The organism is Achromobacter deleyi (assembly GCF_902859705.1).
Lineage (GTDB): Bacteria > Pseudomonadota > Gammaproteobacteria > Burkholderiales > Burkholderiaceae_B > Achromobacter > Achromobacter deleyi.
On record NZ_CADIJO010000026.1, the window covers coordinates 13,989 to 35,487 of the forward strand.

Below are 21,499 nucleotides of genomic sequence, written 5' to 3' on the forward strand. Positions count from 1 at the left end.
GGAGACAACGATGAAAAAGCAGTGGGCAAGCTGGGTGCTGTGGGGCGCTGCCCTGGGCAGCATGGGGATGGCGGCACACGCCGCACCGGTGGCCGCCGACGCGCCGGCGGGCGCCGTGCAGCGCGTCACGGTGCTGCCGGGCAACGGGGCCAGCATCGAGGTCCTGGTGCAGGGCCAGGGGCCGGCGCTGGTCTTGCTGCCGTCGCGCGGGCGCGGCGCCGAAGACTTCGACGACCTGGCGGCGCGCCTGGCGCAGGCCGGCTATCGCGTCCTGCGGCCCGAGCCGCGCGGCATCGGCGCCAGCATCGGGCCGATGACGGGCATCACGCTGCACGACCTGGGCAACGACATGGCTGCCGTCATCCGCAACGTGGCCAGGCAGCCCGCCGTGATGGTCGGCCATGCTTTCGGCAACTGGGTGGCGCGCACCACCGGCGTGGATCACCCCGAGCTGGTGCGCGGCGTGGTCATCGTGGCGGCCGCGGCCAAGCAGTATCCGGCGGGCCTGAGCGAACACGTGGACCGCAGCGCCGACCTGTCGCTGCCCGATGCCGAACGCCTGAAATCCATCCAGTACGCGTTCTTTGCATCGGGCCACGATGCCCGCGTGTGGTTGAACGGCTGGTATCCCGAGGTCAGTGAAAGCCAGCGGCTGGCAGGGAAAGCCACGCGTCAGTCCGACTGGTGGTCCGGCGGCAACAAGCCGCTGCTCGACCTGCAGGCCGGCGCCGACCTGTTCAAGCCGGAATCGACCCGCAACGAGATCCGCGACGAATTCGGCGACCGCGTGTCGGTCGTGGTGATCCCCGGCGCCGGCCACGCGCTGGTGCCCGAGGAACCGCAGGCCGTGGCCGACGCGATCGTGCACTGGGAAAAGCGCCTGAAGCCTTGAGGGGCGTGGGTTGCTGTTGGCCCCTTCACGGGCCTTGGCCTGGCCAGGACGAAAAAAAAGCAGCCCGACGGGCTGCTTTTTTTGTGGGCGCGACGCTTACTTGATCTGGCCCAGCAGCAGGAATTCCATCAGCGCCTTCTGCACGTGCAGGCGGTTTTCGGCTTCGTCCCAGACCACGCTTTGCGGGCCGTCGATGACTTCGCCGGTGACTTCCTCGCCGCGGTGGGCGGGCAGGCAGTGCATGAAGACGGCTTCGGGGTCGGCGGCGGCCATCATTTCGGCGTCGACGCACCAGTCGGCGAACGCGGCGCGGCGTTCTTCGTTTTCGGCTTCATAGCCCATGCTGGTCCAGACGTCGGTCGTGACCAGGTGCGCGCCCTGGCAGGCCTGCATCGGGTCCTTGAACTGGCGCAGCACCTTGTCGGACGGGTTGCCGATGCGGGCGGCTTCGAGTTCGTAGCCGGCCGGTGTGGACACGTGCAGCGTGAAGCCCAGCATTTCGGCCGCGTGCAGCCAGGTGTAGGCCATGTTGTTGGCATCGCCCACCCAGGCGACCGTCTTGCCGGCGATGGGGCCGCGGTGCTCGATGTAGGTGAAGATGTCGGCCAGGATCTGGCAGGGGTGGAATTCGTTGGTCAGGCCATTGATGACCGGCACGCGCGAATGCGACGCAAAGCGCTCGATGCGGGTCTGCTCGAACGTGCGGATCATGACGATGTCGACCATGCGCGAAATGACGCGCGCGGTGTCTTCGATGGGCTCGGAGCGGCCCAGCTGGGAATCGTTGGAGGTCAGGTTGATGACCGAACCGCCCATTTGGTACATGCCGGCCTCGAACGACACGCGGGTACGCGTGCTGGCCTTTTCGAACACCATCGCCAGCGTGCGGTCGTGCAGCGGCATGTGGGGTTCATAGCGTTTGAATTTTTCCTTGATCAGGCGCGCGCGGTCCAGCACGTAGGCGATCTCGGCGGACGAGAAGTCCTTGAACTGCAGAAAGTGCCGCAACGGGCCGTTTTGAGTCGTGGGAGGAGTCATGGTGATGTCGCTAGTCTGGGGGCCCGGTCGGACTCGTGGCCCGGGCGGGAGGTTGATTATGTATGTTCGGCCAGAAACTGTCGAATCAGGGGGACCAGGATCTCTACGATCTGGTCGGCCTCCTGGCGCGACAGGATCAGCGGCGGCAACAGGCGCACCACGCGCTCGCGGGTGACATTGATGAGCAGGCCGGCGTCCAGGGCGCGGGCGGCCAGCACGCCGCAGGGGCGGGCCAGCTCGATGCCCAGCATCAGTCCGCGGCCGCGCACCTCGGTCACGCCCGGCGTGCCGGCCAGTTCGGCAGCAAGCCGGTCTTTCAGGTGGCTGCCGACCTGGTGGGCGTTATCCAGCAGGTTTTCGGATTCCAGGGCGTCCAGCACGGCCAGCCCGGCCGCGCACACCAGCGGGCCGCCGCCGAACGTGGTGCCGTGGCTGCCCGGGGTGAACACGCCCGCGGCGGGGCCGGCGGCCAGCATCGCGCCGATGGGGACGCCGCCGGCCAGGCCCTTGGCCAGGGTCATGACGTCGGGCACGATGTCGGCCCACTGGTGGGCGAACCACTTGCCGGTACGGCCGATGCCGGACTGGACCTCGTCGATCATCAGCAGCCAGCCGCGTTCGGTGCACAGGCGCCGCACGTCCTGCAGGAAGGCGATGTCGGACGGGCGGATACCGCCTTCGCCCTGCAGCGCCTCGAGCAGCACGGCCGCCACCCGGGGTTCGGCGTCACCGGCGGCGCGGATGGCGTCGGCGTTGTTGTAGGGCACCTGGATGAAGCCCGAGGGCAGGGGCTCGAAGCCCTTGCGCGCTTTTTCGCTGCCGGTGGCCGCCAGCGTGGCCAGGGTGCGCCCGTGCCAGGACGAATCCATGGTGATGATGTGCGCATGGCGATTGCCGCGCTGGTAGGCGTAATAGCGCGCCAGCTTGATGGCGGCCTCGTTGGCTTCCGATCCGCTATTGTTGAAGGCCACTTCGCGCATGCCGGACAACGCGGTCAGGCGGGCGGCCAGCGCGGTCTGCTGGGGCACGTCGTAGATGTTCGAGGTGTGGATGACCCGGGCCGCCTGCTCGCTGATGGCGGCCACCAGGCGGGGATGGGCATGGCCCAGACAGGAAACGCCGATGCCGGCCAGCGCGTCGAGGTATTTGCGGCCCTGGGCGTCCCAGAGCCAGACGCCCTGGCCGTGCGTGAACGATACCGGCAGCCGGGCGTAGATGTTGGCCAGAGGCGAGGTCATCGGGGGTCCTCCTGGGCTTTTTCCCTGGGCGGATCGCCTTTCGGGACAGGGCAAAGGATCAATCATATACAATTCGCGGCGCGGGGCGCATGTTTGATCACGCCGAAGATCCGGCCCAGTGAAGGGCGTCCCGTAGTGAAGAATCCATGGCAACTCGCGTCAGACAATTCGTAATTCATGGCGTTACCGAAAGCGGTAGCCGCTTTCGCCCCAGCGATTGGGCGGAACGGCTCGCCGGCGTAATGGCACAGTTCCGGCCCGCCGGCTGTGCTGGTAACCACCTCACCTATTCGCCCTACGTGCTGCCCGTCGTCATCGACGGCGTGCGCGGCATCGTGGTCGATCTGCGCCTGCGCGACCTTGAGCCGCTGGCGTACAAGTTCGTGGTGGATTTCGCCCGCGACAACAACCTCAAGACGGAAGAGCGCGAAATCTAGCGCCTGAAAACCCAAAAGCGCCCGAACCGGGCGCTTTTCTCATTCAGGCTTCCCCCGGTACGCCCCTTGCAAGCAAGGGGCGGGCTGCCCCCTACGTGCCGTATCGGTCCAGGATCTTGCGGATATCGCGCACCCCCGCGCCGTCCGGGCTGAGCAGCGCGCGGGCGGTGACGGATTCCAGGTGGTGTTCCAGCAGGTGCAGCACGTGCTTTTCATCGCGCGCCCGCAGGCTGGCGACGATTTCCCGGTGCTCGCTGACCGCGCATTCGCTCGAATGCGGCCGGCCGTAAAGCGCCAGGATCAATGAGCAGCGCGACACGATTTCATTGACGTAGCGGGCGTACACCGCGTTGCCCGACAGCTCGGCCATCAGGATGTGGAATTCGCCGGACAGGCGGATCGATTCGTTGACGCTGTTGCGCGAGCGCGCGGCCTCTTCCTGGGCCACGTGCTGTTCCAGGCGCGCCAGCCCGGCATCGGTGACATGCAGCACCAGCCGACGGGCGACGTCGCGTTCCAGGCAGCGGCGGGCTTCGAAGATGTCGTGCGCTTCTTCCAGGCTGGGGCGGGCCACCGCCGCGCCGCGATTGGGGCGCAGGTCGACCAGGCCTTCGCTGAACAGGCGGGTCAGGACGCCGCGCACGATGGTGCGGCTGACGCCGAAGCGTTCGCCGATGACGTCCTCGGGCAGCTTGTCACCGGGCAGCAGCGCCTGTTCGATGATCGCCTGCCGCAAGTTTTTGTATACGATTTCCGTGCGGTTCACGTCTTTCCGGGCAGGTTCGGCTGCCGGCGGCATGGGGGACGTCATCGTGGTGGGTTCTCCGTGGCGTGCGCGTTTCAAGGCGGCTCAAACCGGGCGGCAAGCCGCGCCGACGCGTACTTTCTAAGTGTGAAACAGCATACTACATCGGGCGATAAGGGTTACCGATAGCTTGAAGCCTCGGACCAATGGCGTACATTGTCGGCATAAATCGTATACAAACATTTATACAAAATCAGCGGAATGTCAGGCTGTTCGTAAAGTGTTTCGTATACAAAACGACCAGGGGTTTGATTCATGTCCGCAGCGCCCGCCATTGAGCTTTCCGCCAGCCTTGCCACCACGCCGTGCCGCCTGCTGGTGGTCAATGGCAATACCACCGATGACCTTACCGCCCGCCTGGCCGAGCAGGCCCGCGCCTTTTTCGGCGATGCGGCCCAGGTCCATGCCGTGACGGCGCCGTTCGGCCCCGCCTATATCGCCAGCCGCGCCCAGGCCGCCGTGGCCGCGCATGCCGTGCTGGAAACCGTCGAGCGCGAAGCCGCCCTGGCCGAGGCCGCCGGCACGCCCTTCGACGCCTGTCTGCTGGCCTGTTTTGGCGAACCGGGCATCGGCGCGGTGCGCGAGCGCCTGCGCGTGCCCGTGGCCGGCATGGCCGAAGCCGCCATCATGACCGCGATGCAGCGCGGCGACCGCTACGCCATCGTCACCGTCGGCCGCCTGTGGCCCGGCATGCTGCGCGAGCAGATCCGCCAACTGGGCGTGGAATCCCGCTGCGCGGGCGTGCTAGCCCTGCCGGGCAACGCGCTGGACTACGTGACCCGTTCGTCCGACACCATTGCCGCCGTCAGCCAGGCGCTGGACGACGCCGCTGCCCTGGGCGCCGACGTGGTCATCGTGGCCGGCGCCGCGCTGGCCGGCTTTCTGCCCAGCCTGCCGCGCCTGCCTGCCATTCCCGTCATCGATTCTTACCGCGCCGCCCTGGCGCAGGTGATGGCGCTGGCCACGCTTGACCGTGCCCAGCGCCTGGCCGCCGGCGGCTGAGTCCGCCGCCGCGGCCATGCATCCGCAAGCCTAGAAGTCCCCCAGAAGATCCCATACCCAATACGCAAGGGAGAATTTCCGCCATGAAGACGCTGCTGAAGTGGACCGCCGGGGCCGTGATCGCGCTATCGGCCATCACGGGCGCATCCGCCGCCAACACCTTGAAGTGGGGCGCCGCCCGCGACCTGGATTCGCTGGATCCGTATTCCTACGGCAGCACCTTCAACCTGGCCTTCCTGAACCACGTCTACGAAGCGCTGATCCGCTACGACGACAAGTTCAACATCACGCCCGCGCTGGCCGAGTCCTGGGAAACGCCGTCGCCCACCGTGCTGCGCTTTCATCTGCGCCACGGCGTGAAGTTCCATAACGGCGCGCCGTTCTCGGCCGACGACGTGGTGGCCTCGATGACCCGGGTGTCGGATGACGCCTCGCCGCTCAAGGGCAACCTGCCGGCCTTCAAGGCGGTACGCAAGGTCGACGACTACACGGTCGACATCGAAATGACGCATCCGTACCCGCTGATGCTCAACGACCTGACCAATATCTTCATCTTCAACCGCCAGTGGCTGGTCGACAACAACAGCCTCAAGCCCACCGACGCGGCCAAGAAGATCGAAGGCTACGCCACCCACAACGCCAACGGCACCGGCCCGTTCAAGGTCGAGTCGTACCGGCCCGACACCCGCACCGTGCTGGTGGTGAACCCGGCCTGGTGGGACAAGCCGCGCCACAACCTGGACCGCATCGAGTTCACGCCGATCGCCTCGGCGCCGACCCGGGTGGCGGCGCTGCTGTCGGGCGACATCAACTTCACCGAGAACGCGCCGCTGCAAGACCTGGACCGCCTGCGCGCCGCGCCCAACGTCAAGGTGCTGGCCGCGACCGAACTGCGCACCCTGTATTTCGGCTTCAACCTGGGCGACAGGCTGGTGGGGTCCAACATCACCGACAAGAATCCGTTGAAAGACCTGCGGGTGCGCCAGGCGCTGTACATGGCGCTGTCGCCCGACCTCTTGCAAAAGCGGGTGATGCGCGGGCTGTCGCGCACCACCGGCGCGCTGGTGGCGCCGTCGATCCCGGGCTATGAGGCCAGGCAGGAAGAACGCCTGCCGTTCGATGCCGCCCGAGCCAAGAAGCTGCTGGCCGACGCCGGCTACCCCGACGGCTTTTCGTTGTCGCTGCTGTGCTCGAACGACATGTTCGTCAACGAAGAAGAACTCTGCCAGGCCGCCGCCTCGATGTGGGCGCGGATCGGCGTGAAGGCCTCGCTGGCCAGCGGCCCTCGGTCGTTGCAGAACCCCAAGCGCTCGCGCGGCGAATTCGACATCACCATCCACGGCTGGGCCAACGAGCCGCAGATCGACGCGCTCTCGCTCTTGCTGCAGGTGATCCACAGCCGCACCGGTCCCAACGGCGTCTTCAACTGGGGCCAGTGGGGTGATGCCGCGCTGGACGCGCGCATCGAAGCCGCGGCGGCCGAAATGGACCGGCCCAAGCGCGTGCAGATGATGGCCGACATCCTGCAGACCCTGCACGACGACGTGCGTTTCCTGCCGCTGCATCAGCAGCCCATGGCCTGGGCCGTGGGCGCCAATGTGGGCGACGTCCTGCAGATGCCCGACAACAAGGCGCGCCTGTGGACCGTGCACATGAAGTGATGGCGGGCGGGCCGCCGCGGCGGCCCGCCTCGCGAGACTGAATCCGGGGGCGTCCATGCAGGCGTTCGTAACCAGGGCTGACAGGGGGCGCACATGCTGGCGTTCATAGTGAGACGGGTCTTCAATGCGGTCGGCGTGATGCTGGCGGTGGCGTTGATGGCGTTCGTGATTTTCCGTTTCGTCGGCGATCCCGTCGACATGATGCTCAACGAGCAGGCTTCGCAGACGCAGCGCGACGAGCTGCGCGAGCGCCTGGGGCTGAATGCCTCGGTGGGCATGCAGTTCGTGCACTTCGTGGCCAACGCCGCGCGCGGCGAGTTCGGCATTTCCTACCGTAACCAGCAAGACGTGTTCGCGCTGGTGGCCGAGCGCTTTCCGGCCACCTTCGAGCTGGTCATGATGGCGACCCTGCTGTCGCTGCTGGTGGGGGTGCCGCTGGGCGTGCTGACGGCCATCTACCGCAAGTCGCGGGTGGCGCAGGCGCTGCAGTTCGTGTCCATCCTGGGCATTTCGCTGCCCAGCTTCGTGGTGGGCATCATGCTGATCCTGCTGTTCTCGGTGCAGCTGGGCTGGCTGCCGGGCTTTGGCCGTGGCGACACGGTACGGATCGGCGGCTGGACCACGGGCCTGTTGACGCCGTCCGGCCGCGCCGCGCTGGTGCTGCCGTCCATCACCCTGGCGCTGTTCCAGATCACGCTCATCATGCGGCTGGTGCGGGCCGAGATGCTGGAAACGCTGCGCACCGAATTCATCAAGTTCGCCCGCGCCCGCGGCCTGCCCGACCGGGTGGTGCATTTCCGGCTGGCGCTGCGCAACTGCCTGATGCCCGTCATTACCGTCACCGGCATGCAGATCGGCAACCTGATCGCGTTCGCGCTCATCACCGAGACCGTGTTCCAGTGGCCCGGCATGGGGCTGCTGTTCATCCAATCGGTCATGTTCGTGGATATTCCCGTCATGGCCGCCTACCTGGTGATCGTGTCCTTCATCTTCGTGGCGTTGAACACGCTGGTGGACATGATGTATGGCGTGGTCGATCCGCGCCTGCGCAGCCAGCACGTCAAAGGAGGCGCCAATGCTCACTAAACCGTTTTCCGGCCAGGGCCGGGGCAGGCTGGCCCGGATGCTGCAAAGCGACCTGTGGTGGAGCCTGCGGCAGGACTACGTGGCGATGGGCGCGGGCATCGTGCTGCTGGCGGTGGTGCTGCTGGCCGTGTTCGCCCCGCTGATCGCGCCGCAGAATCCCTACGACCTGGCGCAGCTGGACCTGCTCAACGCCGAACTGCCGCCGCGCTGGGTGGCCGGGGGCGAGGCCCAGTTCCTCCTGGGCACCGACACCCAGGGGCGTGACGTCTGGTCCGCCATTCTGTATGGCTCGCGCATGTCGCTGGTGATCGGGCTGGCCACCGTGGTGCTGTCGCTGGCGATCGGCCTGCTGGTGGGCCTGGCGGCCGGGTATTTCGGCGGCTGGGTCGACAATGCGCTGATGCGCCTGGGCGATACGCTGCTCAGCATTCCCACCATTCTCGTCGCCATCCTGGTCACCGCCGTGTTCCGGCAACTGCTGCCGCCCGGCATGCGTGAAACCCTGTCGTCGGTGATTCTCATCCTGGCGATCTCGATGACCAACTGGGTGCAGTATGCCCGCACCGTGCGCGCCTCGGCGCTGGTCGAGCGCGGCAAGGAATACGTGCAGGCTGCCCGGCTGATCCGCGTCAGTTCGCTGCGCATCATGCTCACGCACATCCTGCCCAACACGCTGACGCCGGTCATGGTGACCGCCACCCTGAACCTGGGCCTGGCGATCCTGATCGAGGCCACCCTGAGCTTTCTGGGCGTGGGCATGCCGCCCACTGAACCGTCGCTGGGCACCTTGATCCGGCTGGGCAATCAGTTCCTGTTTTCGGGCCAATGGTGGGTGGTGGTGTTTCCCGCCCTGTACCTGAGCCTGATCGTGCTGGTCGTGAACCTGCTGGGCGACTGGCTGCGCGACGCCCTGAATCCCCGCCTGCGCTGAGCGCGGCATCGTACGGAGAGCAATGTAGAACCATGGATAACGCAACCCTATATACCCACGTCCGCCCGGCGGGCGGCGAAATCGCCTCGGTACTGGTGCGTGACGGGCGCTTCGCGGCCATCGACGGCCCGGTGCCCGACAGCGTGCCGCGGGTATACGGCGGCGGCGCGATCATGCTGCCCGGCCTGATCGACGCGCACGCCCACCTGGACAAGACGATGTACGGCATGCCCTGGTACCGCAACGAGGTGGGGCCGCGCCTGATCGACAAGATCGACAACGAACGGCTGGAAAAGCGCCGCCTGGGCATCGACCCGTACCGGCAGTCGGCGCGCCAATTGGTGATGTCGGTGGCCGACGGCACCAGCCACATCCGCAGCCACGTCGACGTGGACACCGACATCGGCGTGGCCGCCATCGAAGGCGTGATGCGTGCCCGTGACCAGTACCGCGACCAGATCGATGTGCAGATCGTCGCATTTCCGCAAAGCGGCCTGCTGATCCGCCCGGGCACGCTGGCATTGATGGACCAGGCGCTGCGCATGGGGGCGGACGTCGTCGGCGGGCTGGACCCGGCCGGCATAGACCGTGACCCCAAGGGCCACCTGGACGCCATCTTTGCCCTGGCCGACAAGCACGGCAAGCCTATCGACATCCACCTGCACGAAGCCGGCGAGCTGGGCGCGTTCTCGATGCAGATGACCATCGACCGGGTGCTGGCGCTGGGCATGCAGGGCAAGGTGACGCTGTCGCATTCGTTCTGCCTGGGCATGCCCGATGCGCAGGCAGTGCAAGGGCTGGTGGATGGGCTGCTTGAGGCGGGCGTACACATCATGACGACCGGCTCGGCTTCGCGGCCGGTGCCGAACGTGGCGCGGCTGCATGCCGCGGGCGTGGTGGTCTGTACCGGCAACGACGGCATGCGCGACACCTGGGGCCCTTATGGCAAGCCCGACATGCTGGAACGCACCATGCTGGTGGGCCTGCGCAACAATTTCCGCCGCGACGACGAACTGGCGCTGGCCCTGCACGTGGCCACCTACGGCAACGCCCGCGTCATGGACCTGGCCGACTACGGCCTGGCACCGGGCTGCCACGCCGACTTCGTGCTGGTCGAGGCCGAGACGGTGGCCGAAGCCATCGTCTCGCGCCCGGTTCGCAAGCTGGTGGTCAAGCGCGGCCAGGTGGTGGCGCGCGACGGCCGTGCGTTGGTAGAGGCGCCCTGATGGCCGCCCGCGACGACGCCACGCTGCTGACCGCCCGCTGGGTGGTGGGCCACGAAAATGGCCGCCACTGCCTGTACGAGAACGGCGAAGTCGTGTTCCAGGGCGACCGCATCGTCTACGTGGGCCACCGCTATCCCGGCGTGGCCGCGCGCCGCTACGACTACGGCCGCGCGCTGATCGGGCCGGGCTTCGTGGACCTGGACGCGCTGTCGGACCTGGACACCACCATCCTGGGTTTCGACAATTCGCCGGCCTGGCGCCGAGGCCGCATCTGGCCCGAGACCTACATGAAGCGGGGGCCGTACGAGATGTACACCCCCGACGAACTGGCGTTCCAGAAGCGCTACGCTTTTGCCCAGCTGATTCGCAACGGCATCACCACGGCGCTGCCGATCGCGTCGCTGTTCTATCGGGTGTGGGGCGAGACCCGCGACGAATTCCTGTCAGCGGCCCAGGCGGCCGGCGACCTGGGCCTGCGCGTCTACCTGGGCCCGGCCTACCGCAGCGGCCATACCTACGTGGACGAGCAGGGCGCCATCCGCTGCCACTACGACGAGGCGCGCGGCCTGGCCGGCCTGGCGCAGGCTGTGGCCTTCTGCGACGAGGTCGAAGGCCTGCATGGCGGCCGGGTGCGCGCCATGCTGTCGCCCGACCGTATCGAAACCTGTACGCCTGAACTGCTGCGCGCATCGGCGGCCGCCGCGCGCGAGCGCGATATTCCGATCCGCCTGCATTGCTGCCAGTCGCGGCTGGAGTACGACCTGGTCCTGGAACAGCACGGCATGAGCCCGCCCGAATGGCTGCAAAGCCTGGGTTTCCTGTCCGAGCGGGCCTTGCTGCCGCACGGTACTTATGTATCCGGCTCGCGCCATATCGACCGGCCGGGGCGCGACCTGGACATCATCCGCGACGCGGGCGCCAGCATCGTGCATTGCCCGCTGGTGTCGGCGCGCCACGGCGCCACGCTGGAATCGTTCGCCCGCTACCGCAAGCAGGGCATCAACATCGGCATGGGCACCGATACCTGGCCGCCGGACATGGTGCTGAACATGCAGGTGGGCATGATGCTGTGCCGGGTCACCGACCAGTCCACCGAGGCGGTGCGCTCGGAAGACTATTACGACGCCGCCACGGTCGGTGGGGCCGACGCCCTGGGCCGCCCCGACCTGGGCCGCCTGGCGCCGGGCGCCAAGGCGGACATCGTGGTGTTCGACTTTTCCCACGACCGCAACGGCCAGTTGATCGACCCGATCCAGACGCTGATGGTGGGCGGCAGCGGCCGCGACGTGTCGCAGGTCGTCATCGACGGCCGCTTCGTGATGGTCGACGGCCAGATTCCCGGCTTTGATGCCGCCCAGGCGCAAGCGCAGGCCCAGGCGCAGTTCGACGGCCTGGTGGCGCGCTACCCCGACCGCACCTGGGGCCATCCGCCCGTCGACGAGATTTTTTCATCCAGCTACCCGCGGCCCCCAAGGAGCCCGTCATGACGACCGTTTCCAGTCCCGCCGCCCCGACGCTGTCGGTGCGCGGCCTGTCGGTGGAATTCCCCACGCGCCACGGCACCCTGGTGGCCACGCGCGATATCACGTTCGACATTGCGCCGGGCGAGATCCTGGGCATGGTGGGCGAGTCCGGCGCGGGCAAGTCGCTGACCGGCATGGCGGTGATCGGCCTGCTGGAACCGCCGGGGCGCCTGGGCGGCGGCGAGATCCTCCTGGCCGGCCGGCGCATCGACAATCTGTCGCCCAAGGCCCGCCAGCAACTGCGCGGCAAGGAAATCGGCGCGATCTTCCAGGACCCGCTGACGAGCCTGCACCCGCTGTTCACGGTGGGCGACCAACTGGTCGAAACCATCCGCCACCACGACAAGGGTTCGCCCGCGGCGGCCCGCCAGCGGGCGCTGGAACTGCTGGTGGCGGTGGGCATTCCGGCCGCCGACCGCCGCATCGACCACTACCCGCATCAGTTTTCCGGCGGCATGCGCCAGCGGGTGGTGATTGCGCTGGCGCTGGCGGCCCGGCCGCGGCTGATCATCGCCGACGAACCGACGACGGCGCTGGACGTGTCGGTGCAGGCGCAGATCACGGCGCTGCTGCGCCGCCTGTGCCGCGAGCAGGGCACGTCGGTGCTGCTGGTGACGCACGACATGGGCGTGATCGCGGAAACGGCGGACCGGGTGGCGGTGATGTACGCGGGCCGCATCGTCGAGATCGGCCCGGTGCTCGAGGTGCTGCGGCGCCCGGGCCATCCCTACACGCAGGGCCTGATGAATGCGATTCCGGGCCTGCGCCACCGCGCGGCCCGCCTGAACCAGATCGACGGCGCGATGCCGCGGCTGCACGCGATGCCGGACGGCTGCGCGTTCCACCCGCGCTGCGCCATGGCCGGGCCGCGCTGCGGCCAGGCCCGTCCGGCGCTGGCGGCCTCGCCGTCGGGCGCGACAGTCAGCGCCTGCTGGCTGCACCAAGGAGGCGTCGCCCATGCCGCATGACCAAGATTTCCTGTTGCGGGCCGACGACCTGGCCTGCTGGTTCGATGTGTCGCCGCCCTGGCTGGAACGCACGCTGTCGCGCCAGCCCGAGCAAACGCTGAAGGCGGTGGACGGGGTGTCGCTGGCGGTGCCGCGCGGCAGCACACTGAGCATCGTGGGCGAGTCGGGCTGCGGCAAGTCGACGCTGGCCAAGCTGCTGGTGGGCCTGGTGGCGCCCACGCGCGGCACGCTGCGCTACGGCCGCGACCGCAAGGGCGGCACGCTGCACCCGCAAATGATTTTCCAGGACCCCTACGCCAGCCTGAACCCGCGCTGGCGGGTGGGCAATATCGTGGCGGAACCGATCATCACGCTGGGCCTGCGCGCCACCCCGGCGGACACGCGCCGCCGGGTGGACGAGCTGCTGGAGCTGGTAGGCCTGTCGGCCAGCGACGCAAGCCGCTTCCCGCACGAGTTCTCGGGCGGCCAACGCCAACGCATTTCGATCGCGCGGGCGCTGGCGACGGAAGCCGAGTTCCTGGTCTGCGACGAACCGACCTCGGCGCTGGACGTATCGGTACAGGCACAGATCCTGAACCTGATGGGCGACCTGCAAAAGGAATTCGGCCTGACCTACGTCTTCATCAGCCACAACCTGTCGGTGGTGCGGCACGTGTCGGATCGGGTAGCGGTGATGTACCTGGGCCGCATCGTGGAGCAGGCGGCGGCCGACGAACTATTCGAATCCCCAAAGCACCCCTATACGAAGATGCTGCTGGACACGATTCCGGATCTGGATGATCCGCGGCGGGATCGGGAGCCAATGGGAGGCGAGGTTCCGAATCCGATCATGCCGCCGGCAGGGTGCACGTTTCATACTCGGTGCGGGATGGTGCAGGAGATGTGCCGGAGTGTGGTGCCTGAGGTGGCTGTTGTTGGGGGGCGGGAGGTAAGGTGTCATTTGGTGGCTGGGGCGGTTTGAGGCGTTTCATTTTTTTTTGAACGGTGCTGATGCGGTGGGTTGTTCTTCGTAGGTCGCCCCTGGCGGCGGTGGCTTGCGGAGTGGGCGCCCACGATTGCGGTCCGGCGCGCGGGCGCCGGACTGCCTAGGCGGCCCCCCCCTTCGTCATCGTCGTCCGCCTTCGGCTCCCTTCCGATTCCCTCGGGCGCATCGAGGTTGCCCACTCCGCAAGCCACCGCCGCCAGGGGCTACGGTTTTCGAGAATTGTCGCGCTGCTAGACCCGTGTGCAAGGAATGAAACCTACAGGGCCGCCAAGCCGCGGCCGCGCGGGCGGCCACGTTTGGCATTTGTGTTGTTGATTGCGGTGCGGGGGCGCTTCGCGCTGATGCGGACTGGTTTTCTAGTGGGTCCGCAGTCAGGGGGAGGGGCGGTGATGGGCGGCGCGTGGTGGCACTGGCTTGCGCATGCTGGCCGTCTCGCGCGCCGCCCATCACCGCCCCTCCCACTTGATGTGCGCCTCATCAGAAAACCAACCTCCAACAGCGCGAAGCGTCATCGAGACACTTCCCGAAAACGCAATGCCAAACGTGGCCGCCCGCGCGGCCGCGGCTTGGCGACCCTGTAGATCTCATGCCCTGACCACAGGTCTAGCAGCGCGACAACCCTAGACGCACGTAGCCCCTTGCGGTGGCGGCATGCGGAGTGGGCAACCTCGATGCGCCCGAGGGAATCTGAAGGAGGGGCCGAAGGCCCGGACGAAGATGACGACGGGGCAGTCCGGAGCGAAGGCTCCGGACCGCAATCGTGGGCGCCCACTCCGCATGCCGCCACCGCAAGGGGCGACCTACGAAGCAACCACCGACGCACCCACAAACCTATTTGGAATAAACCAAATCCCGCAACCCCAACGACAACCCAGGCCAATAAGTAATCACAAGAAGGCAAACAATCACCACCCCCACGAACGGCACTAATGGCTTGATCAACCTCTCCAACGGCAACTTAGCCACCGCGCACGCAGCAAAGAGATTCACCCCGAATGGGGGGGTGATCATGCCCAGGGCCAGGTTCACCACCATGATGATGCCGAAGTGCACCGGGTCCACCCCGAACTTCAGCGCCACCGGCAGCAGCAGCGGGGCCAGCACCACGATCGAGGCCGAGGTTTCGATGAACATGCCGATCACGAACAGCGCTGCGTTCACGCCCATCAGGAACGTGAACTGCGTGTCGAATAGTTGCGACAGCCAGATGCCCAGCGCGTCCGGGATGCCTGCGCGGTTCAGCAGGAAACTGAACACCCCTGCGTTGGCGATCACGAACATGATCACCGCCGTCGATACCACCGACTTGTGCAGCGTGCCCGACAGTTGCTTGAAACTCAGGCGGCGGTAGATGAATTTGCCCACCACCACCGCGTACATCACCGCTACCACCGACGCCTCCGTCGGCGTGAACACGCCGCCGTAGATGCCGCCCAGGATGATCACCGGCATCATCAGCGCCAGCCAGGCGCGCTTGAACGCCGGCCACAGCGGCAGGCGGCCTTCGCCGTCGCGCTTGCCCAGGTTGTTGCGCTTGGCGTAGATCCAGACGTAGAACATCAGCGCCACGCCGATCAGGATGCCGGGCATCACGCCCGCGATGAACAGTTCGCCGGTCGACGTGTCAGTCGACACCGCGAACAGAATCATCGGGATCGACGGCGGGATGATCACGCCCAGCTCGGCCGCGCTGGCCTGCAACGACGCCGCGAAGGGGGCAGGGTAGCCGTGGCGGATCATCGCGGGGATCAGGATCGCGCCCACTGCGAAGGTCGTCGCCACGCTCGAGCCGGCGACCGCGGCGAAGATCATGCAGGTCAGCACGCAGGTGCAGGCCAGCCCGCCCTGGATGCCGCCCACCACGCTCTTGGCGAATTCCACCATGCGTTCGGAAATGCCGCCGGCTTCCATCAGGTTGCCGGCCAGGATGAAAAAGGGAATTGCGACCAGCGGGTATTTATCCAGCGCGGCGAACAGCTGCTGGGCCACCACCAGCCAGGGCAGGTTGGCGGCGCCGACGCCGGCCAGGCTGGCCAGGCCGATCGACACGGCGACCGGCACGGACAGCCCGAAGAAAATCAGCATCGAGACAATCATTAATTGGGACATGGCGATATCGTCTGCTTGGATTCGGGGCGGGGTCTCAGCCTTGCGCGTCGTTGCGCACGGGGACGTCTTCTTCCTCGCCGGCGCACCAGCGGGCCAGCACGGCGATGGCGGCGAGCGTCGCGCCCACCGGAATGGCCGAGTAGATCCAGGAAATCGAGATGTCCAGGCTGGGCACGTTCTGGAAGCGCACGCGGTACGTCATCTGGCCGCCGATCCAGGCGATGAAGACCAGGAAGCCGGCGCAGATCAGGCCGATCACGGCTTCCAGTACCCGGCGGCGCATGCCGCCCAGCAGGTTGCGCAGCAGTTCGACGCTGATCATCGCGCCGTGGCGAAACGCCAGGGCCACGCCCAGCAGTACCGTCCAGATGAGCAGGGCGCGGGTCAGCACCTCGCTCCAGTCGGCGGGCGAATGCAGCACGAAACGGGCGATGACTTGATAGAAGGCGGCCGCCGCGGCGGCCACCAGCAGGAGTTGGGCGACGACCGACACCAGCTTGAACAGGATGCGGTCGAAGGCGCAGAGCAATCGCATGGGAGTTTCCGGTAGCGAATAACAAAGGGGCAAGGCAACGCCAGGGGCAAGGCGGGCGAACGCGGCGCACTGGGCGCAAGCACACCGGGATGGAGTGCCCGGCCATCGGCCTCAAGAGGCATCCGGCCTGGCGTCACGCCTTCGGCGCAGCGGTCGCGGACGCGCACCGCGGTCCGGCGCAGGGCCGCGGCCGAAATGGAACGGGTTCCATCACGGCCGTAGCGCGTGCCGCCGGTTTACTTGGTGTCGCGGATCGCTTCGATCAGCTTCTTGTCGAACTTCTTGTAGTACTCGGGGTAGGCCGGCTCGACGGCGGCGGCGAAGGCCGCGCGGTCGACTTCAGACACTTGCATGCCTTCTTTCTTCAACTGCTCGACGCCGGTCTTCTCGATGTTGTCCACGTAGGCGCGCATGGCCTGGGCGGATTCCTTGCCGGCCTTGTCGAACTTGGCCTTGTCGTCGGCCGAAAGGCCGTCGTACACGTTGGACGACATCAGCACCAGCGCCGGGCCGTAGACGTGGCCGGTCAGCGACAGGTACTTCTGCATCTGCGACAGCTTGGCCGAGGTAATCACCGACAGCGGGTTTTCCTGGCCGTCGATGGTGCCCTGCTGCAGGGCGGTGGCCACTTCGGGCCAGGCCATGGGGGTGGGCAGGATGCCGATCTGGCGGAACGCCGTGATGTGGATCGGGTTCTCGGTGGTGCGGATCTTCAGGCCCTTGGCGTCCGCCGGGGTCTTCACCGGGCGCACGTTGTTGGTCAGGTGGCGAAAGCCCTGTTCGCCCCAGGCCAGCGCGATGATGCCGCGGCTGGGGAACTTTGCCAGCATATCCTGTCCGATCTTGCTGTCCAGCACGTTGCGGGCATGGGACAGGTCGCGCAGCAGGAAGGGAATGTCGAAGACGCCCGTCTCGGGCACGAAGTTCAGGGTGGCGCCGGTCGACACGACGGCCAGGTCGATCGTGCCGATCTGCAGGCCTTCGATCACTTCGCGTTCGCCGCCCAGCGCGCTGTTGGCGAATTGCTGTACTTTGTATTTGCCGTTGCTGGAGGCCTCGATGGACTTGGCCAGGGCGTCGGCGCCGGCACCGTAGTGCGACGACGTGGACAGGGCGTAGGCCATCTTCAAGGGGGTCTGGGCCGAGGCGGCCAGGGGAACGGCGGCCGCGCAGGCGGCAAGAATCGTGGCCGCGAGCCAGGATTTACGCATTGTCTTCTCCAGGGTTTTGGGTATTTTTGTGTAGCTATAGGTGCGGCGCCGCAAGGCGCTTCGCGCATGATAGCGGGATTCGGCCCCCATTCCGGCCGTTGGTTAACATTGGCAGATGATGGATTTCCCTGATGTCTCGCGGGCCCGGCGCCCCGGTTTCTGGACCACCCTGGCGCTGGGCGCCCGCATGATGATGCGCGACGCCCGCGCGGGCGAGCTGCGTCTGCTGGTGCTGGCCCTGGTGGTGGCGGTGGCCGCCGTGACCAGCGTCGGCTTCCTGGCCGACCGGGTCAGCCGGGCGCTCGAACGCGACGCCGGCCAGATGCTGGGGGCGGACCTGGTGCTCGATGCCGACGAGCCGGTGCCGGCGGCCTTCATGGACCAGGCGCGCGAACGTGGGCTGCAGGTGTCCAGCACCTGGCAATTTCCGTCCATGGTCAGCGCGGGCGACGGCGCCCAGTTGGCCGCGCTGAAAGCTGTCGAGCCGGGGTATCCGCTGCGCGGCGCGCTGCGGGTGGCCGATGCGCCGTTCAGCCCGGACGCGCCGACCCGCGAGATTCCGCCCGAAGGGGCGGTCTGGGTGGATGCCCAGGTGCTGTCGCTGCTGGGCCTGAAGGTGGGCGACACCCTGAACGTGGGCGATGCCCACCTGCGCATCGACCGCGTGATCACCTACGAACCCGACCGCGGCATGCAGTTCGTGAACGTCGCGCCGCGCGTGCTGCTGCGCGCCAGCGACCTGTCGGCCACGGGCCTGATCGCACCGGGCAGCCGTATCGGCTATGCGCTGCTGGCTGCCGGCGAACCGGACGCGGTGGCGGGGTATTCCGCCTGGCTCAACCAGAACCTGAAACGGGGCCAGAAGGTCGCCACGCTGGAGTCCGGCCGGCCCGAAGTGCGCCGCACGCTCGACCGGGCGCAGCGCTTCCTGTCGCTGGTCGCGCTGCTGGCCGTGCTGATTTCCGCGGTGGCGGTGGCGCTGGCGGCGGGCCGCTACATGACCCGCCACCGCGATGGCATCGCCGTCATGCGTTGCCTGGGCGCCGTGCAGTCGCAGGTGTCGCGCATGCTGACGCTGGAATTCGCGCTGGTCGGCCTGTTTGCCTCGGCGGCGGGCTGCCTCTTGGGCTACGCCGTGCACCAGGTGCTGGTGATGGTGCTGGCTTCGCTGATCGACACGGCCTTGCCGGCGCCGTCGGCGATTCCCGCCCTGCAAGGGCTGTTGACCGGGCTGCTGCTGTTGCTGGGCTTTGCCTTGCCCGCCCTGGCGCAATTGCGCCACGTGCCGCCGGCCCGGGTGTTGCGGCGCGATGCGGATTCGATCAGCGCCCGCAGTGCCACCGGGTACATCGTGGGCGCCGTCGGCTTTGCGCTGCTGATCTGGTGGTTCGCCGGGGATGCCAAGCTGGGCGGCGTGGTGGCGGGCGGGTTCCTGGGCGCATTCGCCGTGTTCGCGCTGGTGGCCTGGCTGTGCATCCTGGGCCTGGCGCGGCTGCGCGGCCTGGCGGCGGGCTTGCCGGCCCTGCGCTTTGCGCTGGCCGGGGTGGTGCGACGCCGCGCCGCCACCATCACCCAGGTCTGCGCGCTGGCGATCGGGCTGATGGCCTTGCTGCTGCTGGCCATGACCCGCACCGATCTGATCCAGGGCTGGCAGCGCACGCTGCCGCCGGATGCACCCAACCGTTTCCTGATCAACGTGCAGCCCGACCAGCGCCAGGCCGTGACCGATGCGCTGACCCGCGAGGGCCTGGGCGGCATCGTGCTGTCGCCGATGGTGCGGGGCCGCCTGATCGCTGTGAACGGCAAGCCGGTGGGGCCGGACGACTACGAAGAGCCGCGCGCCAAGCGGCTGGTGGACCGCGAATTCAACCTGTCCTATGGCGAAGAGATGCCGTCGTCCAACCGCATCGAGCAGGGCCGCTGGCTGACGCCGGGGTCGGCCGAGGTGTCGCTGGAATCGGGCCTGGCCAAGACCCTGGGCATCAAGCTGGGCGACAAGATGACTTTCGACGTCGCCGGCCAGCAGGTGGAAGTGGCGGTGTCCAGCACCCGCCGGGTCGATTGGGATACGATGCGCGTCAATTTTTTCGCCATCCTCACGCCCAAGTCCCTGGCCGATATGCCGCAAAGCTGGATCACGTCTTTCTACCTGCCGCCCGACAAGGCGCAGGTGCTGCCCGGGCTGGTGCGCCAGTTTCCCAACCTGACCGTGTTCGACGTCGGCGCCATCCTGCAGCAATTGCAGTCGGTGCTGAGCGAAGTCGGCCGGGCGGTGCAGCTGCTGTTCCTGTTCACCCTGGCCGCCGGCGTGCTGGTGCTGTCGGCCGCCCTGACCGCCACCCGCGACGAACGCATGCGCGAAGCCGCGGTGCTGCGCGCGCTGGGCGCCACCCGCAGCCAGCTGGCGCGGTCGCAGCGCCTTGAATTGTGGGCCGTGGGCGGGCTGGCCGGCCTGTTGGCCGCGGCCGGCGCCACCGCGATCGCTTGGGTTTTATCAACCCAGGTGTTCGATTTCACCATTACCCTCAGCCTCTGGCCCTGGCTGGTCGGGGTCGGCGCGGGTATGCTCGGCGCCTGGGCCGGCGGCGCGCTGGCGCTGCGCGGCGTGCTGCGCACCCCGCCCCTGGTCACCCTGAGAGAAACCTGATGAGTTCCCGCGTGCAGATCATTACCGAACCCGTGGATATTTCCCGCAGCATTTTCGACCTTCTGGGCGGCGAACCCGGCGTGCGCGCCCTGGTCGACCGCTTCTACGACCTGATGGACATCGAGCCCGACCTGAAGGAACTGCGGGCCGCCCACGGCCCCAGCCTGGACGAGGCCCGCGACAAGCTGTTCTGGTTCCTGTGCGGCTACTTCGGCGGCCCCGACCACTATATTCAGCGCTTTGGCCATCCGCGGTTGCGGGCCCGCCACCTGCCGTTCTCGATCGGCATCGTCGAGCGCGACCAATGGGTGGCCTGCATGGGCCGGGCCATGGAAGACGAAGGCATCGAGCCCGCGCTGGTCGAGCGCCTGTTGCAGTCGTTCTTCGGCGTGGCCGACTGGATGCGCAACCGTGAAGGCTAAGCCGGACGCTTCGGGCGCCCGGCGCCAGGCCTGGCCCGCGCCGCTGGCCGGCGCCATGCTCAGCGACGCCCGGCTGGGCGAGTCGGGCCCCGACATTTTCAACCCGTCCCATTACGGCGACCGGGCCCGGCCCGTGGATGCCGGCGGCCGCCAGGCCGCCTGGTTCGTGCAGGGGCAGGGCTGGCAGGGCGTGCTGCGGCGCTATCGCCGCGGCGGCCTCATCGCCAGGATCAGCCGCGACACCTACCTGTGGGCCGGCGAAGACCGCAGCCGCAGCTTCCGCGAATTCCGCCTGCTGGCCGCGATGCGCGCCCAGGGCCTGCCGGTGCCCGCGCCGCTGGCCGCCGCCTACTGGCGTCAGGGGCCCACTTATCGTGCGGCCATCGTGGTCGAACGCATTCCGGGCGTGCGGCCGTTGGCGCAAGCCCTGGCCGAACCGCTTTGGCAGCCGGTGGCCGAGGCCATCGTGCGGATGCACCGGGCCGGCGTCTGGCATGCCGACCTGAACGCCTTCAATATCCTGATCGGTTCCGACAGCCGGGTCTGGCTGATCGACTTCGACCGCGGCACGCAAGGCGGCCTGTCCGACCGCCAGCGCCAGGGCAACCTGGATCGCCTGCGCCGTTCGCTGGTCAAGGTGGCCGGCGACGAGGGCGAGCGCTTCTGGCTCAAATTGCGCGACAGCTACTGGACCGCCTGGGGCGTGGGCGTGCAGCCGTAAGGCGTGGCGCGCCCGGTTCATCGCAATCAGGGCCTAATTGCGGCAAATTCGGCTAAATCTGC

Annotated in this window: 19 protein-coding genes; 13 read left to right on the top strand and 6 right to left on the bottom strand. The window is 67.6% G+C overall.

The window, feature by feature from the left end; genetic code table 11:
• Positions 1-10 precede the first annotated feature (10 nt).
• Positions 11-892, top strand: a complete 882-nt coding sequence (locus HV798_RS26210; protein ID WP_246289185.1) for an alpha/beta fold hydrolase — start codon at positions 11-13, stop codon at positions 890-892.
• 96 nt (positions 893-988) lie between these two features.
• Here the strand turns inward: HV798_RS26210 and argF are convergent, their stop codons facing one another.
• Positions 989-1,930 carry an ornithine carbamoyltransferase gene (gene argF, locus HV798_RS26215; RefSeq protein WP_025141357.1) on the bottom strand — a complete coding sequence of 314 codons (942 nt, stop codon included), beginning with the start codon at positions 1,928-1,930 and terminating at the stop codon, positions 989-991.
• A 56-nt stretch (positions 1,931-1,986) separates the two neighbouring features.
• Positions 1,987-3,168, bottom strand: a complete 1,182-nt coding sequence (locus HV798_RS26220; RefSeq protein ID WP_175194696.1) for an aspartate aminotransferase family protein — start codon at positions 3,166-3,168, stop codon at positions 1,987-1,989.
• A 146-nt stretch (positions 3,169-3,314) separates the two neighbouring features.
• Between HV798_RS26220 and HV798_RS26225 the strand changes: the two genes are divergently transcribed.
• Positions 3,315-3,605 carry a DUF3579 domain-containing protein gene (locus tag HV798_RS26225; protein WP_013392635.1) on the top strand — a complete coding sequence of 97 codons (291 nt, stop codon included), beginning with the start codon at positions 3,315-3,317 and terminating at the stop codon, positions 3,603-3,605.
• 91 nt (positions 3,606-3,696) lie between these two features.
• On the opposite strand, the gene HV798_RS26230 is transcribed toward HV798_RS26225, so the two are convergent.
• Positions 3,697-4,371 carry a GntR family transcriptional regulator gene (locus HV798_RS26230; RefSeq protein WP_246289188.1) on the bottom strand — a complete coding sequence of 225 codons (675 nt, stop codon included), beginning with the start codon at positions 4,369-4,371 and terminating at the stop codon, positions 3,697-3,699.
• A 294-nt stretch (positions 4,372-4,665) separates the two neighbouring features.
• Between HV798_RS26230 and HV798_RS26235 the strand changes: the two genes are divergently transcribed.
• The 8 genes from HV798_RS26235 to HV798_RS26270 all read left to right on the top strand — a co-directional run bounded on the left by HV798_RS26235 (position 4,666) and on the right by HV798_RS26270 (position 13,768).
• Positions 4,666-5,412, top strand: coding sequence for an aspartate/glutamate racemase family protein (locus HV798_RS26235; RefSeq protein ID WP_175194693.1), 747 nt, complete (start codon positions 4,666-4,668; stop codon positions 5,410-5,412).
• A gap of 83 nt (positions 5,413-5,495) precedes the next feature.
• Positions 5,496-7,073 (top strand): ABC transporter substrate-binding protein, encoded by a 1,578-nt coding sequence (locus HV798_RS26240; protein WP_175194691.1) that lies wholly within the window; start codon positions 5,496-5,498, stop codon positions 7,071-7,073.
• Between the two features lie 93 nt (positions 7,074-7,166).
• Entirely contained in the window at positions 7,167-8,159 is a 993-nt protein-coding gene (locus HV798_RS26245) for an ABC transporter permease (RefSeq protein WP_175194689.1), read from the top strand.
• Entirely contained in the window at positions 8,149-9,090 is a 942-nt protein-coding gene (locus HV798_RS26250; RefSeq protein WP_175194686.1) for an ABC transporter permease, read from the top strand. Before HV798_RS26245 ends, HV798_RS26250 begins: the two co-directional genes overlap by 11 nt.
• 32 nt (positions 9,091-9,122) lie before the next feature.
• The gene (locus HV798_RS26255) at positions 9,123-10,316 is read left to right on the top strand and encodes an amidohydrolase family protein (RefSeq protein ID WP_175194684.1); all 1,194 of its coding nucleotides are present in this window, start codon (positions 9,123-9,125) and stop codon (positions 10,314-10,316) included.
• A complete protein-coding gene (locus tag HV798_RS26260) occupies positions 10,316-11,803 on the top strand; it encodes an amidohydrolase family protein (RefSeq protein WP_175194681.1) in 1,488 nt (495 codons plus the stop codon). Before HV798_RS26255 ends, HV798_RS26260 begins: the two co-directional genes overlap by 1 nt.
• Positions 11,800-12,807, top strand: coding sequence for an ABC transporter ATP-binding protein (locus HV798_RS26265; RefSeq protein WP_175194679.1), 1,008 nt, complete (start codon positions 11,800-11,802; stop codon positions 12,805-12,807). The genes HV798_RS26260 and HV798_RS26265 overlap by 4 nt, the downstream gene beginning before the upstream one ends.
• A complete protein-coding gene (locus HV798_RS26270) occupies positions 12,797-13,768 on the top strand; it encodes an ABC transporter ATP-binding protein (protein WP_175194678.1) in 972 nt (323 codons plus the stop codon). The genes HV798_RS26265 and HV798_RS26270 overlap by 11 nt, the downstream gene beginning before the upstream one ends.
• An 855-nt stretch (positions 13,769-14,623) precedes the next feature.
• On the opposite strand, the gene HV798_RS26275 is transcribed toward HV798_RS26270, so the two are convergent.
• From HV798_RS26275 to HV798_RS26285, 3 genes are all read right to left on the bottom strand, one after another.
• Complete coding sequence (locus HV798_RS26275) at positions 14,624-15,901, bottom strand: TRAP transporter large permease (RefSeq protein WP_175194676.1); 1,278 nt, start codon at positions 15,899-15,901, stop codon at positions 14,624-14,626.
• A 34-nt stretch (positions 15,902-15,935) separates the two neighbouring features.
• Complete coding sequence (locus HV798_RS26280; protein WP_175194674.1) at positions 15,936-16,436, bottom strand: TRAP transporter small permease; 501 nt, start codon at positions 16,434-16,436, stop codon at positions 15,936-15,938.
• A gap of 236 nt (positions 16,437-16,672) precedes the next feature.
• Positions 16,673-17,647 (bottom strand): TRAP transporter substrate-binding protein, encoded by a 975-nt coding sequence (locus HV798_RS26285; RefSeq protein WP_175194672.1) that lies wholly within the window; start codon positions 17,645-17,647, stop codon positions 16,673-16,675.
• A 115-nt stretch (positions 17,648-17,762) separates the two neighbouring features.
• Here HV798_RS26285 and HV798_RS26290 point away from each other — a divergent pair, with 115 nt between their 5' ends.
• Genes HV798_RS26290 through HV798_RS26300 form a run of 3 tightly spaced genes read left to right on the top strand, consistent with a single transcriptional unit; the run spans position 17,763 to position 21,437 of the window.
• Entirely contained in the window at positions 17,763-20,294 is a 2,532-nt protein-coding gene (locus HV798_RS26290; RefSeq protein ID WP_175194670.1) for an ABC transporter permease, read from the top strand.
• Positions 20,294-20,716, top strand: a complete 423-nt coding sequence (locus HV798_RS26295) for a group II truncated hemoglobin (protein WP_081821791.1) — start codon at positions 20,294-20,296, stop codon at positions 20,714-20,716. The genes HV798_RS26290 and HV798_RS26295 overlap by 1 nt, the downstream gene beginning before the upstream one ends.
• 55 nt (positions 20,717-20,771) lie before the next feature.
• Positions 20,772-21,437: a 3-deoxy-D-manno-octulosonic acid kinase gene (locus HV798_RS26300; protein WP_246289191.1), complete on the top strand. Its 666-nt coding sequence runs from the start codon at positions 20,772-20,774 to the stop codon at positions 21,435-21,437.
• Positions 21,438-21,499 lie beyond the last annotated feature (62 nt).